The sequence below is a fragment of the Bacillus sp. MT(2024) genome (assembly GCF_036362845.1).
GTDB lineage: Bacteria > Bacillota > Bacilli > Bacillales > Bacillaceae > Bacillus > Bacillus velezensis.
Genome location: NZ_CP143632.1, coordinates 2,159,868 through 2,175,648, shown reverse-complemented (window position 1 = coordinate 2,175,648; position 15,781 = coordinate 2,159,868). Strand labels below are relative to the sequence as shown.

The window sequence follows — 15,781 nt, the reverse complement described above, 5'->3', positions numbered from 1 at the left end:
TCCGTTTGCAGACACAGTCGTTATTGGAGCTGACAGAACAAATGATAGAGGCGGTTCTGGAAGCCGAAAAAAGGTATCAGGATGGAAAAGAGTCAGGCCGTTCATATGATTTTTTTGAGACGATTAAACCCGATGTTGAAAAAAGAGACCGGCTTTGCGCGCTTTGGACAGGAGCAGCGCTTGCGTTTATTCAGGAAAACCGTCCGAAATACGTTCATCATGCACAAATTCAGGCCGTTACAGAAAATTTCGGGGAGCTGATGCTCCAATCATATGTTCATCATATTCATAAAAAAAGATACAGGGATTTAACTGAATCTGTTTTATATACGCTTCGTATATTAAGGGATGAAATTGAAAAAGAAGGCAGCTGAAAACGGCTGCCTTCTTTTATATAAAGGGGTCGGGTATGTTATTCATACGCCGGGTTTTCTGCTCCACTTGCTTCGAGAACCTTCATACTGTTTCGAAATTCGGTTGCGGTGAGATGGCCTTGAATATAGAGAAATTTTGCAAAGTCCATCAGTTTATCAGCACAATCTGTTTCATATTTTTTCACTTCAGCAAAACGCTTTCTTAAGTATGATACGTTCATAATGGTGCATCCCCTCTCATGTATGTTGAGATTATGTTAACATAACGATTCGACTTTTTTCTGTTTTTAAAAAATTAAGACTTTCGACAGCATTTGACAAAGATCAGAATCACCGAAAGCACATAACCAAGGCGGAATTCATACATATATAGTAGAAACTTAGTGAGAGACAAGGGGAATGTCATATGCAATGGAGAGCGACCATATCAAAATATGTACCAGCGACCGGCGGGATATTTCTACCCGACAGATACAGCTATTACAGCCGCCGTATCCGCGACAGATACAGCCATTGCAGCCGCCATATCATCAGCAAGGGCAGTACCCGCAGCAATTTTATCCGAATCAGGAATACGGTCATATGCAGCCGCCGTATGCTCCCGCTCCTCCTCAGGCAGGCATGCCCGGGGGTCAGCCGGAGTTTGTGAATCCTTACCCCGTTCCCAGACCGAATCAGCAGCAGTCTTCCCAATTCTCAGGCATACTCTCCCAGTTTAAAAAAACGAACGGACAGTTTGACTTTAATAAAATGATGGATACAACGGGGCAGATGGTAAGCGCCGTAAATCAGGTCGGATCGCTGGTGAAAGGCTTCACCAGTATCTTCAAATAAAAAGCATGAATGATATTCATCATTCATGCTTATTTTTTTGGGAAAAAGAGGGTAAGCGTCTGTTCATTCCAGGATGTTTCCATATCTTCTTCATTTACCTTATACGGGAGGACAACGGTTCTTGTCATGCTTGAAGACACATGGGATGAATGAGCCTGTTTATGATCGTAGCGGATTGTAACGTGAAGGTAGCACCCTTTCGTTTCCACCAGCATATCCCCGTCACGGAACGTCTCGGGAACGCCGATATCAACCGCGAGGCCCGTCGGCTCTTCTCTGACGTCAATCGTCACTTGCGCTTCAGTAAAAGCCGAATTGACAAGGTGCTGAAAACCCTGCATCAATTCTGCGAACGGACCTGAGTGAAAAAATTGGTCCATCGCATGGCTGATGATGTCCTCATTTCTTTGCGGATCAAGTTTATCGTTTTGTGATTGATCCATATGACCACCGCCTTTTTACAAACAGACTATGCGATGTTATGCCGTATGGTTAAGAATTGAAGGAAAAAAGAAAGTATGGTTAAATAGTGGAGAATAAACTGGTAACGGATTCACATTTAGGAAGGGGAGCACAACACATTGCTGAAAAAATTATTCGGATTGGGAGACAGCCGGAAAAAGCCGGCCGAGGAAGTGATTTTTTCTCCGGCTGACGGAGCGGTGATGGATTTGGCTTCAGTGCCGGATCCCGTATTTTCACAAAAAATGATGGGGGACGGGATCGCCGTCGAGCCTGCAAACGGAGACATTGTTTCACCGGTTGAGGGAGAAGTGATTCAGCTGTTCCATACAAAACATGCTGTCGGCATCCGCACCCTTTCCGGAGCGGAACTTTTGATACATGTCGGTTTGGATACCGTCAATATGAACGGCGAAGGCTTTGAAGCGCATGTAAAAGAAGGAGACAAAGTGAAAACAGGCGATCTGCTTTTAACGTGCCGGCTGGATTTAATAAAAGAAAAGCAAGCGACACCGTCATCCCTATGGTGATTATGAATGGCGATGCCGCAGAACCTTTGCAATTTGCAGGCGCAAATGAAGCGAAAAAAGGACAAACAGAGCTTTTTACGATAAAAATGAAGTAGGCAGGGGCTGATTCCCTGCTTTTTTTCTTGTGCAGGATTTTCATCTAGCCAGGCAAACAAATATTCGGTAAACTGTACCTCATAAAGAGGTGTGAACGATGAGGAAAAAATCACTGAGCGAACTGATTCAGGAATTAAAAAATCATGAAAATATTGTGCATTGGCATGAAGAGGAACCGCGGGAGGCGAAAACCATGCCGATGCCGGAGCAAGTAGATCCGAACATTCGGGCTGCTCTCGAAAAGAGGGGGATCGAGCGGCTTTTTACACATCAATACTCCGCTTTTCAGACGGTTCAAAATGGAGAAAGCATTGTCGCCGTCACACCGACGGCCTCCGGAAAAACACTGTGCTATAATCTTCCGGTTCTTCAGTCTATCGCGGAAGATGCCTCAAGCCGCGCGCTTTATTTATTTCCGACAAAGGCGCTCGCGCAGGATCAAAAAAGCGAGCTGAATGAAATCATAGACGAGACGGGTATGGACATTAAAAGCTTCACCTATGACGGAGATACGTCTCCGGCCATCAGGCAGAAAGTCAGAAAGGCAGGGCATATTGTGATCACAAATCCCGATATGCTTCATTCAGCCATTCTTCCCCACCATACAAAATGGGTGAGTCTGTTTGAAAACCTGAAATATATCGTCATTGATGAATTACATACGTACCGCGGCGTATTCGGCAGCCATGTGGCGAACGTCATCCGCCGTTTAATGAGAATCTGCGCTTTTTACGGAAGCACGCCGTCATTTATCTGTACATCCGCCACAATCGCCAATCCGAGGGAGTTGGCGGAGCAGCTGACGGGGAAATCTGTGCGCCTGATTGACGACAACGGTGCCCCGGCAGGAAGAAAGCACTTTGCTTTTTACAATCCTCCGATTGTAAATAAACCGCTGCATATTCGAAAAAGCGCCACCGTGGAAGTGAACGAACTTGCCAAAACTTTTTTAAAAAATAAGATCCAGACGATTGTTTTTGCCAGAAGCCGTGTCCGGGTTGAAATTATTTTAAGCCACATTCAGGAGATCGTAAAAAAAGAAATCGGCTCGAAGTCTGTCAGAGGCTATCGCGGCGGTTATCTTCCGAAAGAAAGAAGAGAAATAGAGCGGGGGTTAAGAGACGGCAGCATTCTCGGCGTTGTCAGCACAAACGCGCTGGAGCTCGGCGTTGATATCGGCCAGCTTCAGGTCTGCGTGATGACGGGGTACCCGGGCAGTGTCGCGAGCGCATGGCAGCAGGCGGGCCGGGCCGGACGGCGGCAGGGAGAGGCGCTTATCGTGATGGTGGCGAACTCTGATCCGATTGACCAATATATTGTGCGCCATCCTGATTATTTCTTTAAACGCTCGCCTGAATCTGCACGGATTAATCCCGATAATCTCATTATATTGGTCGATCACCTGAAATGCGCCGCGTATGAGCTGCCTTTCAGAGCCGATGAAACATTCGGAGAAAATGATGCGAGAGACATTCTCGAGTATTTAGAGGAAGAAGGGGTGCTTCACGAAAACCGCGAACGCTATCACTGGGCGAGCGAATCTTTTCCCGCCTCCAACATCAGTCTCCGTTCGGCGTCACAGGAAAACGTGGTCATCGTTGACCGGTCAGAGACGGCTGATGTAAAAATCATCGGAGAAATGGACCGCTTCAGCGCGATGACGCTGCTTCATGATGAAGCGATTTATCTTCATGAAGGGGTGCAGTATCAGGTTGAAAAGCTTGATTGGGATCATAAAAAAGCGTACGTGCGAAAGGTCGATGTCGAATATTATACAGATGCCAATTTAGCGGTGCAGCTGAAAGTGCTGGACATTGACAGAACGGACAGCAGAAAGAAAACGGCCTTACATTTCGGCGACGTCACCGTGAACGCACTTCCGACAATATTTAAAAAAATTAAAATGACGACATTTGAAAATATAGGATCAGGACCGATTCATCTTCCTGAAGAGGAACTGCATACCAGTGCAGCCTGGCTTGAATTAAAAGAAACGGATTCGGAGATCGGCGAAAAAACGCTTGAACAGCTGCTTTTAGGCATTGCCCACGTCCTGCAGCATATCGTGCCTGTATACGTCATGTGCGACCGAAATGACGTGCATGTCGTGCCGCAAATCAAAGCCGCACATACGGGACTTCCGACAATCTTTCTGTATGATCATTATCCGGGCGGAATCGGACTTGCCGATGAAGTATATAAGCGATTTGATGAAATCAATGAAGGGGCTGAGCGCCTGATCAGACAATGTCCATGTCAAGACGGATGTCCTTCCTGCATCGGCTCCGAAATAGAAGGAATAGATGCAAAGAAAGCGATACTCAAGCTCTTGAATTACGTGTAAAAGAAAAGGGGGACGAAAGATGTCCTTGAAAAATAAATTAAAGCGGATGAAAAACCACCTGAATGTGCCCGAAGCTGAAAAAAAGCCGGCAGCTTCACAACTTTCGATCCCGGATATTCAAGTCCCGTTTAGAGAAGAATGGGAGGCATTCGGAGTGAAGCCTTTCTTTTTTGAAGATGAATACTGTCTTATCCGCGAAACCGTCTATCCGCTTTCGCAGCGCCACGGACGGTACAGCTTCAGTGAACTTGATGACGTCATGGCATTATGGAATAAAGGCGGTTTGACACATACTTTATCAGCAGAAGGATACGAAAAAAGCCAGCTGTTCTTCTTTGATACTGAAACGACCGGCCTCGGCGGCGGGGCAGGCAATATGATCTTTTTGCTCGGCCATGCAAGAGTGTATGAAGACCGTGTCGCGGTTAAACAGCATCTGCTCCCTAAACCGGGAAACGAGACGGCTCTTTACAAAAGCTTTTTAAGTGAGGTTGACATTACGTCCCTTGTTACGTATAACGGAAAAGCCTTTGACTGGCCGCAGGTAAAAACCAGGCATACATTGCTGCGGGACAGGCTTCCGAAACTTCCTGACTTCGGGCACTTTGATCTTCTGCACGGGGCGAGACGGCTTTGGAAACATAAGTTAGAGCGTGTATCGCTTTCGGCGGTTGAAAATGAAGAGCTTGCTTTTAAAAGGGACGAAGACACCCCTGGTTATTTGGCGCCGATGCTGTATTTTCAATTTTTAAAGGCGGAGGACCCGGCTCTTTTAAAGGGAGTGCTCTCGCATAATGAACAAGATGTGCTTTCCCTCATCGCTCTTTACATCCATATGTCAAAAAAGATTTTTGCATCTTCTGATCAGACGTCAGAACGTCAGGAAGCATACGCCATGGCGAAATGGTTTATCGCTCATAAAGAAACCGATCGCGCCGTTTCGCAGCTGGAAGCGCTGCAAGGCAAAGACTTTGAAGATTCGGATCGGGCCCTTTTTGACTTAGCGATGCTTTATAAAAAACAAAACCGCAGGCAAGACGCCGTGCCCCTTTGGGAGAAACTGACGGGCTCTGATCTTCACACATGCAGACACCAATCAGCGGTTGAGCTGGCGATCTATTTTGAGCATCATGCAAAAGATTACAAAAAAGCTCTGCAGGCCGCACAGCAGGCAGCAGAAGACGGGGAAATATCGGAAAAAGAAGCCGAGAAGCTCCATGTAAGAATTGCCCGGCTCAAGAGGAAATATTCCTCTTAAAATATTGCCCGGGAAAGCGCAAAAGCCGAGCTGTTTCGCCAAAAATATTTTTTTCTGAATCCGCATCGATTTTGTTGTAGAATGGTGCCGCATCTTGTAAAATAGCGTTAGTTATTTATAGGGGAGAGTTGGTATGTATAAAGGTGTTTTTTACTTGTTCTTTGTCGTGGTTTTTTTGATTGCGTTTGTATTTTCGAATTTTAAAGACAGTTTGCTGACGCACTTTTAAATTGGGTGATTGAATTAGAACATGCACCCTCTTTTCTTCATAACCTAACAGTGTAATAAAAGTTAATGGAGAGGGGATTTAGCATGTTTCATCATCATTGTTGCAGACCAAACGTGATGCCGCCGATTGTCCATCCGACTCATTGCTGTGAACACCATTGCTTTTCTAACACGGTTGTGCCGCATATTCATCCGCAACATACAACTAACGTAAATCACCACAACTTTGAGCACGTTCATTACTATCCGCACACTTTTTCAAATGTTGACCCGACAACTCACCAGCATTTTCAGTGCGGAAGCCCTTGCTGCGATCATTAGTATTGAACGCTTAAGCAAGATCGGTTAGGATATCAGCAAATCAAAATGGGGCCCGATGGGGAGCCCCATTTTTTAAGCAGGTGATCAATTGAAAGTATTAGCCGTAACGGGGTACAAGCCGTTTGAACTCGGGATTTTTAAACGGGATGACCGGGCGCTTGTTTATATAAAAAAGGCGATAGAAACCAGACTCAGAAGCTTTATTGACGAAGGCTTGGAATGGATTCTCATATCCGGACAGCTGGGGACTGAGCTTTGGGCGGCAGAAACGGCGTATGATCTCAGAGAAGAGTATCCGGAATTAAAGGTTGCCGTTATCACGCCTTTCTACGGCCAGGAGGAAAAGTGGAAGGAGCCGAATAAAGAAATGTATGAAGCGGTGCTTGCTCAGGCAGATTATGAGGAGAGCCTGACGCATCGGCCGTACGAAAGTCCTCTCCAATTCCGGCAGAAAAACGCGTTCTTTATTGAAAAGTCAGATGCGCTTTTGCTTTTATATGATCCGGAGGTGGAAGGGTCGCCGAAATATATGCTGCAGCAGGCAGAAAAACGCCGTGAAACCGACGGATATCCGATTTATTCGATTACGATGGATGATCTCCGTGCCGCCGTTGAAGAAGAAGATTTCTTTACATAACACGTCAGAGAATATTTGACAACGGGACGTGTTTCTGAATAAAATATAACATGATGATTCACGATATGAGGTGAAAAAGATGCTTGCTGATAAAGTAAAGCTTTCTGCGAAAGACATTTTGGAAAAAGAATTTAAAACAGGCGTTAGAGGTTACAGACAAGAAGACGTTGACAAATTTTTAGATATGATTATTAAGGATTATGAAACCTTTCATCAAGAAATTGAAGAACTGCAGCAGGAAAATCTGCAGCTGAAAAAACAGCTTGAAGAAGCAAGCAAAAAACAGCCGGTGCAGTCCAATACGACCAACTTTGACATTCTGAAAAGGCTGTCCAACCTTGAGAAACATGTATTCGGCAGCAAACTTTATGACGAATAAGGCAGATGCACTTGTCAAATGAGACAAGTTGCTTTATAATGAACAAGTGTTCTTAACGTTCGGGTAATCGCTGCAGATCTTTGAATCTGTAGAGGAAAGTCCATGCTCGCACGGTGCTGAGATGCCCGTAGTGTTCGTGCCTAGCGAAGAAATAAGCTAGGGCAGCCTTCATAGGCTGACGGCAGGAAAAAAGCCTACGTCTCCGGATATGGCTGAGTATCCTTGAAAGTGCCACAGTGACGAAGTCTCATCAGAAATGGTGAGAGTGGAACGCGGTAAACCCCTCGAGCGAGAAACCCAAATTTTGGTAGGGGAACCTTCTTGAAGGAACTGAACAGATAGAAGGACAGAATACTTTCTGTAGATAGATGATTGCCGCCTGAGTACGAGGTGATGAGCCGATTGCAGTACGACGGAACAAAACATGGCTTACAGAACGTTAAACATTATTGATATGACAAATTAGAGCTCTCCTTTAAAGGGGAGCTTTTATCTTGAATGAAACGAAAGCTTAAAAGAGACAGGGTGATACGATGAAGAAGTACACACTAATAGCGACGGCGCCGATGGGAATTGAAGCGATCGTCGCCAAAGAAGTGCGTGATTTAGGTTATGAATGCAAAGTAGACAACGGAAAAGTCATTTTTGAAGGAGATGCGCTTGCGATCTGCCGCGCTAACTTATGGCTGCGGACGGCTGACCGCATTAAAGTACAGGTCGCCGAGTTTCAGGCAAAAACGTTTGATGAGCTGTTTGAAAAAACAAAAGCGATTGACTGGCGCGCGTACATTCCCGAAAACGCAAAGTTCCCCGTTATCGGAAAGTCCGTGAAATCAGTGCTTGCCAGTGTGCCCGACTGCCAGCGGATCGTCAAAAAGGCGATAGCGGAAAAGCTGAAACTTCAATCAGGAAAACAAAATGAATGGATTGAAGAAACGGGACCCGAGTATAAGGTGGAGATTTCCCTTTTAAAAGATAAAGCGGTGCTTACGCTGGATTCATCAGGAACAGGCCTTCACAAACGGGGATACAGGGTTGATCAGGGCGGAGCTCCGATTAAAGAAACGCTCGCTGCCGCGTTAATTCTGTTAACCAACTGGACGCCTGACCGTCCGTTCGTCGATCCGTTCTGCGGTTCCGGCACGATCGCCATCGAAGCCGCTTTAATCGGGCAAAACATTGCTCCGGGTTTTAACCGTGATTTTGCTTCAGAAGGCTGGGAATGGATCGGAAAAGAACTGTGGGACAAGGCGCGCCTTGAAGTGGAAGAAAAGGCGAACTATGATCAGCCGCGCAGATTTTTGCCAGTGACGTGGATCACCGGATGGTAAACATCGCCAAAGAAAACGCAGAAGAAGCGGGACTTGGGGACCTGATCGAATGCAAGCAGATGCGAGTGCAGGATTTTACGACGAAACTCGAATTCGGCGTTATCGTCGGAAACCCTCCGTACGGCGAACGGCTCGGCGAAAAAAAGGAAGTCGAGCAGATGTATAAAGAAATGGGCCGGGCATTTGAATCTCTTGATACATGGTCTGTCTACATGTTAACGTCAAATGAACAATTTGAAGAGGTCTACGGAAGAAAAGCAACAAAAAAACGGAAGCTCTTTAACGGTTTTATCAAAACGGATTATTATCAGTACTGGGCTAAAGTGCGGCCGCAGCGGAAAAAGCCGCAACAAAGAGAAGACGCCTGAAACAGCGTCTTCTCCGGCATCTTTACGTTTTATTCTGCCATTACCAGCGGTGCGCTTTTGCGTTGCTCCGTAAAATAATGTTGGTCTGGGACATTTCGGTGTGGCCGTTCACCTGCGATTTAGAGCGTTTCGGCCGCGTCCAATTGTGATGAAACAATTCAGAATGCTGATCTAATCGATCTTTATAACTCATGTAACCATCACTCCCGGATAGAATAATTTTGTGAAGATGGATATTCGATCGAATATCTGTTGTAGTTTGTGCAGGTCAGGTGCGGATCATTCAGGATGGCATGTATAGAAAGTGAAGCATCGGCATAGAATGATGATTATTTCTATTTGAGAGGTGATCTTATTTTATGCTGAACAGCGAGCACTTCAGTAAAATACAAAAGGCGTTAGACGCAACTGCTTTCCGGCTGGAGGAAGCCGGAGCGGAGTTCGGTCCTTCCGCCATGACACACGCACAGGAAGAACTTGAAAATGCGGTAAAACATACACATTCAACAGACCATCCGTTCCTATGTACACATATCATTAACCGGAAATGAGTAATGACAAAAACTTGGCGTGGCCAAGTTTTTTTGTTGTATTGAAAAGGGTTAAATGATATTATAGATGGTCTGAATGCCGAATAGTTAGGGGTTGGAGTTGGGTGACAACATCACGTTTGCCTTTTGCTTTAACAAAAGAAAAGAATTTTTACGAAGAATTGAACAATTGGATTGGTGACGTGTTTTACGATATCCTTCCCGAGAAAGGCTTTGACCTTCGGGATGAGCAGGTATTTATGGCGTTTCAGCTTGAACGGGCTTTTAAAGAGAAAAAGGTCATGTTCGCTGAGGCAGGAGTCGGTACGGGGAAAACGCTGGTGTATCTGCTGTTTGCCATCAGCTATGCAAGATATACGGGTAAACCGGCCATTATCGCATGCGCCGATGAAACGTTAATAGAACAGCTTGTCAAAAAAGAAGGCGACATTTCCAAGCTGACAGAACATTTGGATCTGCAGATTGATACACGGCTGTCCAAATCCCATGAGCAGTATCTGTGTCTGAAAAAGCTTGAGAAAACGATGCAGCGTTCTGATGATGAAAAGTGGCTGGATCTTTATGAGTCGCTGCCTTCATTCGTACACGAATCACAAGCGATGCAGCGCTTTTATCCGTACGGCGACCGCAAACAGTACGCTGATTTGACAAATGAAGAGTGGGCAGGCGTCAGCTATGATTCCTTCAAGATTGTTTAACATGTGATATGAGACATAGATGCGGTTTAACACTTTCAAGAGATCATTACAGAAAATCAACGGATCTGATTGTTTGCTCCCATGATTTCTACATGGAGCATGTATGGACGGAAGAATCACGCAAAAGGGAAGGGCAGCTGCCGCTTTTGCCGGATCACAGCGCCGTCGTGTTTGATGAAGGACATCTGCTGGAATTCGCCGCGCAAAAAGCGTTAACGTATCGTGTGAAGCAGTCGACGCTTGAGCTGTTTTTAGAGCGTCTGCTTCAAAATGACATCAGAGAGGAATTCGCCGAACTGATTGAAGATGCCCTTGCCGCAAACGATGAGTTTTCTATGTGCTGTCAGAGGAATCGAAGGAAATCGCCGGCTCTCACCGATTGGACATCCAAAACGACCAGCGTGTTAAGCGTGCGGCTGACGAACTGTGCCGTCTGCTCGATAAAATCGGCGAGGCGCTCGTATTTGAATCGGAAATGTATACGATCGATAAGTACGAGCTGTCAGTCGTAGAAGAATACGTCGAACAAATGGCATATTCGCTGTCGCTGTATCAAAAGGATGCCATCAGCTGGCTTGAAACGCGGGATACAGACTCAACGTTTGTCGTTATGCCGAGAACTGTAGCCGAAGTTTTGGGAGAAAAGGTCTTTTCTAAAAAGATTCCTTATATCTTCTCATCGGCCACTCTTTCTGAGGGCGGTTCATTTGATTATATCGCTGACAGTCTCGGAATCCGTGATCCTTTATCATTTACCGTTGAATCTCCGTACGATTACGAGGAGCAAATGTCTGTTGCGCTTCACGGTGACATGACGTCTGAGCAGAAAACAGCCGAAACGATTGAAACCATTAAGGAGAATGAAGGACGCACTCTCGTTCTTTTCCCTTCCTTTGAAGACATGAAGGAATTTAAAGAACAGGCTGCCGCGTGGGAGCTGCCGTATCCGATTTACTACGAAGGTGACGAGGAGATCAGCAGTCTGGTCGAAAAATTCCAGCGGGATGAAGAATCCGTGCTTTGTTCCGTCCACTTATGGGAAGGTCTTGACATTCCCGGTGACTCGCTCGGAATGTGACCATTTGGGCATTGCCGTATCCGCCTCATGATCCTGTGTTTACCGCAAAGCGAAACGGAGCGAAAAAAGATCCGTTTGAGGAAGTTGATCTGCCGTACATGCTTTTGAGAGTCCGGCAGGGAATCGGCCGCCTCATCCGTTCTAATCAGGACAGCGGAACCATATCCATTTATGCGGGCGGAGAAAGTGAACGGGTCCTGGCCGAAGTCAAAAAGGTCTTGCCTGTTACACCGAAAATCATATAAAAACAAAAGCTGCAGGAATCTTATCCTGCGGCTTTTTTAAATCCGGGAAGTTGACTTTATTACGGCGTTCCATTAGCCTGTAATTGATAGTGAAAAGGGGGAACGGATATGGATTTACATACATATGAAAAGAGTTTTTTGATCTGTTAAAAAGAGTATCCCACTATGAAGAAGCCATTGCGCTCATGCATTGGGACTCAAGAACGGGAGCCCCGAAAAAAGGTTCTGATGACCGGGCGGAAAGCATCGGGCAGCTGTCGGCTGACGTTTTTCAAATCCAGACATCCGACCGGATGAAAGAGCTGATTGACATCCTTCTCGCGCATGCAGAAGAGCTCTCTGAAGATACAGTGAAAGCTGCGGAACTTGCAAAAAAAGATTATGATCATAATAAAAAAATACCTGAAGATGAGTATAGAGAATATGTCATTTTGACATCGAAAGCGGAAACGGCTTGGGAGGAGGCAAGGGCAGCCTCTGATTTCTCTATGTTTGCTCCGTACCTTGAGAAGCTGATTGATTTTAATAAGCGGTTTATTTCGTATTGGGGCTATGAAGATCATTCATACAACGCATTGCTCGATATTTTCGAACCGGGCGTTACGGTAAAGGTGCTGGATCAGCTGTTTTCTGAATTGAAGGAAGCGATCATTCCGCTTGTCAAAAAAGTGACGGCATCCGGAAATAAACCGGACACTTCCTTTATAACGAAAACGTTTCCGAAAGAAAAACAAAGAGATCTCTCCTTGTATTTCTTAAAAGAACTTGGGTATGAGTTTGACGGCGGCCGTCTGGACGAAACGGTTCATCCGTTTATGACGACGATCAACCGCGGCGATGTGCGGGTGACGACCAGATATGACGAAAACGATTTCCGCACGGCGATTTTCGGAACGATTCATGAATGCGGGCATGCGATTTACGAGCAGAATATTGACGAAGCTCTGAGCGGAACGAACTTATCTGACGGTGCATCCATGGGAATTCATGAATCCCAATCGTTATTTTATGAAAACTTTATCGGCAGAAATCAACAATTCTGGACCGCCTATTATGAAAAAATGATTGAGGCTTCACCTGATCAATTTCAAAATGTAAAAAGAGAGGATTTTGTACGCGCCGTAAACGAGGCGAAACCGTCCTTTATCCGAATTGAAGCCGATGAGCTGACATATCCGCTTCATATTATTATCCGTTATGAAATTGAAAAAGCGATTTTCAGCAATGAAGTGACAGTGGAAGAACTGCCGGCATTGTGGAATCAAAAATATCATGATTATTTAGGCATTACGCCGCCATCTGACGCAAAAGGCATTTTGCAGGACGTACATTGGGCGGGCGGCGATTTCGGCTATTTCCCTTCCTATGCGCTCGGATATATGTATGCGGCACAGCTGAAGCATACCATGCTTGAGGATCTGCCTGAATTTGATCAATTAATAGAACGGGGCGACTTTGAGCCGATCAAACAATGGCTGACAGAAAAGGTTCATCAGCACGGAAGACGCAAAATGCCGCTTGATATCATAAAAGATGCAACGGGAGAAGAATTGAACGTTCAATATCTCATTGAGTATCTCGTCGGCAAATATTCAAATTTATATTTATAAACGAAACGCCCGGCATACACCGGGCGTTTTTCTAAAAATTCTAAAAAGACGAATAATCGAAAACTAATTCTTTGTAAAAGTTCGGGAATATTCAAATTTCACTATGCAAAAGAAGTGTATCTTGTTATAATTTGATTAATATCATACGAACACTCATATAATCGCGTGGATATGGCACGCAAGTTTCTACCGGTCACCGTAAATGTCCGACTATGAGTGAGCAATGGGACGGCTTTTATTCGGCCGTTACGTGTAGATCATTCGGCATTGCTTGCTCTTTTTTTGGAGAGCGGGCAATGCTTTTTTTATTTTTTATAAGCGGAGGTAATCATTGTGGAAGCATTAAAACGAAAAATAGCAGAAGACGGAATCGTTCTTTCTGATCAAGTGCTGAAAGTGGATTCTTTTTTAAACCATCAAATTGATCCGGTTCTCATGCAGCAGATCGGCCGGGAATTTGCGAGCCGTTTTGAAAAAGACGAGATAACCAAAATCGTCACAATTGAATCTTCGGGCATTGCCCCTGCGGTAATGGCCGGCCTTGAACTCGGCGTTCCCGTCATCTTTGCGAGAAAAAGGAAGTCTCTCACGTTAACGGATGATCTGCTGACGGCGTCCGTCTATTCTTTCACGAAAAAAACAGAAAGTCAGATTGCAATCTCCGGAAATCATCTCTCGAAAGAAGACCGCGTGTTAATCATTGACGACTTTTTAGCGAACGGACAGGCGGCAGAGGGGCTTTTGTCCATCGTAAAACAAGCAGGCGCAGCAGTTTGCGGGATCGGAATCGTCATTGAAAAGTCATTTCAGCCGGGAAGAGACGAGCTGGTGAAAAAAGGATGCCGGGTCGAATCACTGGCGAGAATTCAATCGCTTGAAGACGGAAAAGTGACATTTGTACAGGAGGTCCGTTCATGAAAAACGGCTATGCCAAAACACTTTCCCTCGGTATCCAGCATGTGCTTGCCATGTATGCCGGCGCCGTTGTTGTTCCTTTAATTGTAGGAGCGGCATTGGGACTGAACGCAGAACAGCTGACATATCTCGTATCAATTGACATTTTTATGTGCGGGGCGGCTACGCTGCTTCAAGTATGGAGGAATAAATTTTTCGGCATCGGCTTGCCTGTTGTGCTTGGCTGTACGTTCACCGCGGTAGCGCCGATTATTTCCATCGGTAAGGAGTACGGGATTTCAGCCATTTACGGAAGCATTTTGGCATCGGGTCTGCTTGTCATTCTGCTGTCATTTTTCTTCGGCAAGCTCGTATCCTTTTTTCCGCCTGTCGTAACCGGATCTGTCGTGACGATTATCGGGATGACCTTAATGCCGGTCGCGATGAATCATATTGCCGGCGGGGAAGGCAGCAAGGATTTCGGTGATCCGGCTAACCTTGCCCTCGGATTTACGGTGCTTGTCATCATCGTGCTGCTTTATCGGTTTACAAAAGGATTTTTGAAATCCATTTCGATTTTAATCGGCATTGTCATCGGGACGGCCATCGCTTATTTCATGGGAAAAGTGCAATTTGACAATGTGGCGAATGCTGACGCAATTCAAATGATTAAACCGTTTTATTTCGGGACGCCGACATTTCATGCGGCACCGATTATTACGATGTCCATCGTTGCCATTGTCAGCCTTGTTGAGTCAACCGGCGTCTATTTCGCTCTCGGTGATCTGACAAATCGGCGCCTGTCTGAACGTGATTTAGCAAAAGGCTACCGCGCGGAAGGTCTGGCGGTATTCATCAGCGGCATTTTCAATGCTTTTCCGTATACGGCCTATTCCCAAAACGTCGGCCTCGTGCAGCTGACGGGGATTAAGAAAAACGCGGTCATCGGTGTCACGGGCGCACTTTTAATGCTCTTCGGCCTTTTTCCGAAAATCGCAGCCTTCACGACCATCATCCCGTCTTCAGTACTGGGCGGCGCGATGGTGGCCATGTTCGGCATGGTCATTTCCTACGGCATTAAAATGCTCAGTCAAATTGACTTTAAAAAGCAGGAAAATCTTCTGATCGTCGCGTGTTCGGTCGGATTGGGACTCGGTGTAACCGTAGTTCCCGATATGTTTAAGCACCTGCCGTCTTACTTAAATCTTTTGACCACAAACGGAATCGTCGCCGGAAGCTTTACCGCCGTGCTTTTGAATATTATTTATAATATGATTCCTAAAGCGAAAAAAACCCTTGATGTGACAAGGGTTCAAGAGGGGTAATCACCCGTTTTTCTTTAAAATAACATCTTATTTTATCCAGATCGAGGATGCTTCCGAAAGTTGCTGAACTTTTTGCGAGGCATTCTCTTTTTTTTATTAGTTTCATTGTTTGAAAAAAAAACAAATTGAGTGATGCGGCATCCGTCTTATCTCATCGAAAACCGTCCCGAACTATATGTACGTGAACATATGACCAAATGTAAGAGAAAAAAGGAGAA

Annotated in this window: 12 protein-coding genes, 1 other RNA gene, 6 pseudogenes and 1 riboswitch; of the genes and pseudogenes, 16 read left to right on the top strand and 3 right to left on the bottom strand. The window is 45.5% G+C overall.

The genetic code is table 11. The features are described from left to right. Nucleotides 1-5 precede the first annotated feature (5 nt). The gene (locus tag VP472_RS10600; protein WP_070082017.1) at nucleotides 6-374 is read left to right on the top strand and encodes a YppE family protein; all 369 of its coding nucleotides are present in this window, start codon (nucleotides 6-8) and stop codon (nucleotides 372-374) included. Nucleotides 375-412: 38 nt separating this feature from the next. Here VP472_RS10600 and VP472_RS10595 read toward each other — a convergent pair whose 3' ends face one another. Continuing rightward, nucleotides 413-595: a YppF family protein gene (locus VP472_RS10595; RefSeq protein ID WP_003153532.1), complete on the bottom strand. Its 183-nt coding sequence runs from the start codon at nucleotides 593-595 to the stop codon at nucleotides 413-415. Between the two features lie 185 nt (nucleotides 596-780). Between VP472_RS10595 and VP472_RS10590 the strand changes: the two are divergent. Further along, a pseudogene (locus tag VP472_RS10590) lies at nucleotides 781-1,208 on the top strand (YppG family protein). A 29-nt stretch (nucleotides 1,209-1,237) separates the two neighbouring features. On the opposite strand, the gene VP472_RS10585 reads toward VP472_RS10590, so the two are convergent. After that, nucleotides 1,238-1,651 (bottom strand): Hsp20/alpha crystallin family protein, encoded by a 414-nt coding sequence (locus VP472_RS10585; protein ID WP_070082015.1) that lies wholly within the window; start codon nucleotides 1,649-1,651, stop codon nucleotides 1,238-1,240. Between the two features lie 138 nt (nucleotides 1,652-1,789). Here VP472_RS10585 and VP472_RS10580 point away from each other — a divergent pair. From VP472_RS10580 to VP472_RS10540, 9 genes and pseudogenes are all read left to right on the top strand, one after another. Next, nucleotides 1,790-2,295, top strand: a pseudogene (locus tag VP472_RS10580) (PTS sugar transporter subunit IIA). 98 nt (nucleotides 2,296-2,393) lie between these two features. After that, nucleotides 2,394-4,640, top strand: a complete 2,247-nt coding sequence (locus VP472_RS10575; RefSeq protein WP_146277066.1) for a DEAD/DEAH box helicase — start codon at nucleotides 2,394-2,396, stop codon at nucleotides 4,638-4,640. Between the two features lie 19 nt (nucleotides 4,641-4,659). Continuing rightward, nucleotides 4,660-5,898 carry a ribonuclease H-like domain-containing protein gene (locus tag VP472_RS10570; RefSeq protein ID WP_070082013.1) on the top strand — a complete coding sequence of 413 codons (1,239 nt, stop codon included), beginning with the start codon at nucleotides 4,660-4,662 and terminating at the stop codon, nucleotides 5,896-5,898. Between the two features lie 121 nt (nucleotides 5,899-6,019). Then, nucleotides 6,020-6,127 (top strand): annotated as a pseudogene (locus VP472_RS10565) (hypothetical protein); the annotation flags it as partial. An 83-nt stretch (nucleotides 6,128-6,210) separates the two neighbouring features. After that, the gene (gene cotD, locus VP472_RS10560) at nucleotides 6,211-6,447 is read left to right on the top strand and encodes a spore coat protein CotD (protein ID WP_003153539.1); all 237 of its coding nucleotides are present in this window, start codon (nucleotides 6,211-6,213) and stop codon (nucleotides 6,445-6,447) included. A gap of 88 nt (nucleotides 6,448-6,535) precedes the next feature. Then, nucleotides 6,536-7,084, top strand: a complete 549-nt coding sequence (locus VP472_RS10555) for an SLOG family protein (RefSeq protein WP_070082012.1) — start codon at nucleotides 6,536-6,538, stop codon at nucleotides 7,082-7,084. A gap of 79 nt (nucleotides 7,085-7,163) precedes the next feature. Next, entirely contained in the window at nucleotides 7,164-7,463 is a 300-nt protein-coding gene (gpsB, locus tag VP472_RS10550) for a cell division regulator GpsB (protein ID WP_003153541.1), read from the top strand. A 55-nt stretch (nucleotides 7,464-7,518) separates the two neighbouring features. After that, nucleotides 7,519-7,900, top strand: an RNA gene (gene rnpB / locus VP472_RS10545) — RNase P RNA component class B. Nucleotides 7,901-7,996: 96 nt separating this feature from the next. Then, nucleotides 7,997-9,162 (top strand): annotated as a pseudogene (locus tag VP472_RS10540) (THUMP domain-containing class I SAM-dependent RNA methyltransferase). A gap of 40 nt (nucleotides 9,163-9,202) precedes the next feature. On the opposite strand, the gene VP472_RS10535 reads toward VP472_RS10540, so the two are convergent. Continuing rightward, nucleotides 9,203-9,355: a YpzG family protein gene (locus VP472_RS10535; RefSeq protein WP_003153548.1), complete on the bottom strand. Its 153-nt coding sequence runs from the start codon at nucleotides 9,353-9,355 to the stop codon at nucleotides 9,203-9,205. A 166-nt stretch (nucleotides 9,356-9,521) separates the two neighbouring features. On the opposite strand from VP472_RS10535, the gene VP472_RS10530 reads away from it, so the two are divergent. The 5 genes and pseudogenes from VP472_RS10530 to pbuX all read left to right on the top strand — a co-directional run bounded on the left by VP472_RS10530 (nucleotide 9,522) and on the right by pbuX (nucleotide 15,563). Beyond that, entirely contained in the window at nucleotides 9,522-9,713 is a 192-nt protein-coding gene (locus VP472_RS10530) for a hypothetical protein (protein ID WP_003153550.1), read from the top strand. A gap of 104 nt (nucleotides 9,714-9,817) precedes the next feature. After that, nucleotides 9,818-11,734: pseudogene (locus tag VP472_RS10525) on the top strand (ATP-dependent DNA helicase). A 108-nt stretch (nucleotides 11,735-11,842) separates the two neighbouring features. Beyond that, nucleotides 11,843-13,344, top strand: a pseudogene (locus VP472_RS10520) (carboxypeptidase M32). A gap of 133 nt (nucleotides 13,345-13,477) precedes the next feature. Beyond that, a riboswitch (purine riboswitch) is annotated at nucleotides 13,478-13,577 on the top strand. A 100-nt stretch (nucleotides 13,578-13,677) separates the two neighbouring features. Further along, entirely contained in the window at nucleotides 13,678-14,262 is a 585-nt protein-coding gene (gene xpt / locus VP472_RS10515) for a xanthine phosphoribosyltransferase (protein ID WP_070082008.1), read from the top strand. After that, nucleotides 14,259-15,563 carry a xanthine permease PbuX gene (gene pbuX, locus VP472_RS10510; protein ID WP_007612149.1) on the top strand — a complete coding sequence of 435 codons (1,305 nt, stop codon included), beginning with the start codon at nucleotides 14,259-14,261 and terminating at the stop codon, nucleotides 15,561-15,563. The genes xpt and pbuX overlap by 4 nt, the downstream gene beginning before the upstream one ends. Nucleotides 15,564-15,781: the final 218 nt, after the last annotated feature.

Coding starts and splice junctions, on each gene's coding strand:
- VP472_RS10570 (WP_070082013.1), top strand. CDS start 4,660: ATGTCCTTGAAAAATAAATTAAAGCGGATGAAAAACCACCTGAATGTG.
- VP472_RS10530 (WP_003153550.1), top strand. CDS start 9,522: ATGCTGAACAGCGAGCACTTCAGTAAAATACAAAAGGCGTTAGACGCA.
- gpsB (WP_003153541.1), top strand. CDS start 7,164: ATGCTTGCTGATAAAGTAAAGCTTTCTGCGAAAGACATTTTGGAAAAA.
- VP472_RS10595 (WP_003153532.1), bottom strand. CDS start 595: ATGAACGTATCATACTTAAGAAAGCGTTTTGCTGAAGTGAAAAAATAT.
- VP472_RS10535 (WP_003153548.1), bottom strand. CDS start 9,355: ATGAGTTATAAAGATCGATTAGATCAGCATTCTGAATTGTTTCATCAC.
- cotD (WP_003153539.1), top strand. CDS start 6,211: ATGTTTCATCATCATTGTTGCAGACCAAACGTGATGCCGCCGATTGTC.
- VP472_RS10575 (WP_146277066.1), top strand. CDS start 2,394: ATGAGGAAAAAATCACTGAGCGAACTGATTCAGGAATTAAAAAATCAT.
- VP472_RS10585 (WP_070082015.1), bottom strand. CDS start 1,651: ATGGATCAATCACAAAACGATAAACTTGATCCGCAAAGAAATGAGGAC.
- pbuX (WP_007612149.1), top strand. CDS start 14,259: ATGAAAAACGGCTATGCCAAAACACTTTCCCTCGGTATCCAGCATGTG.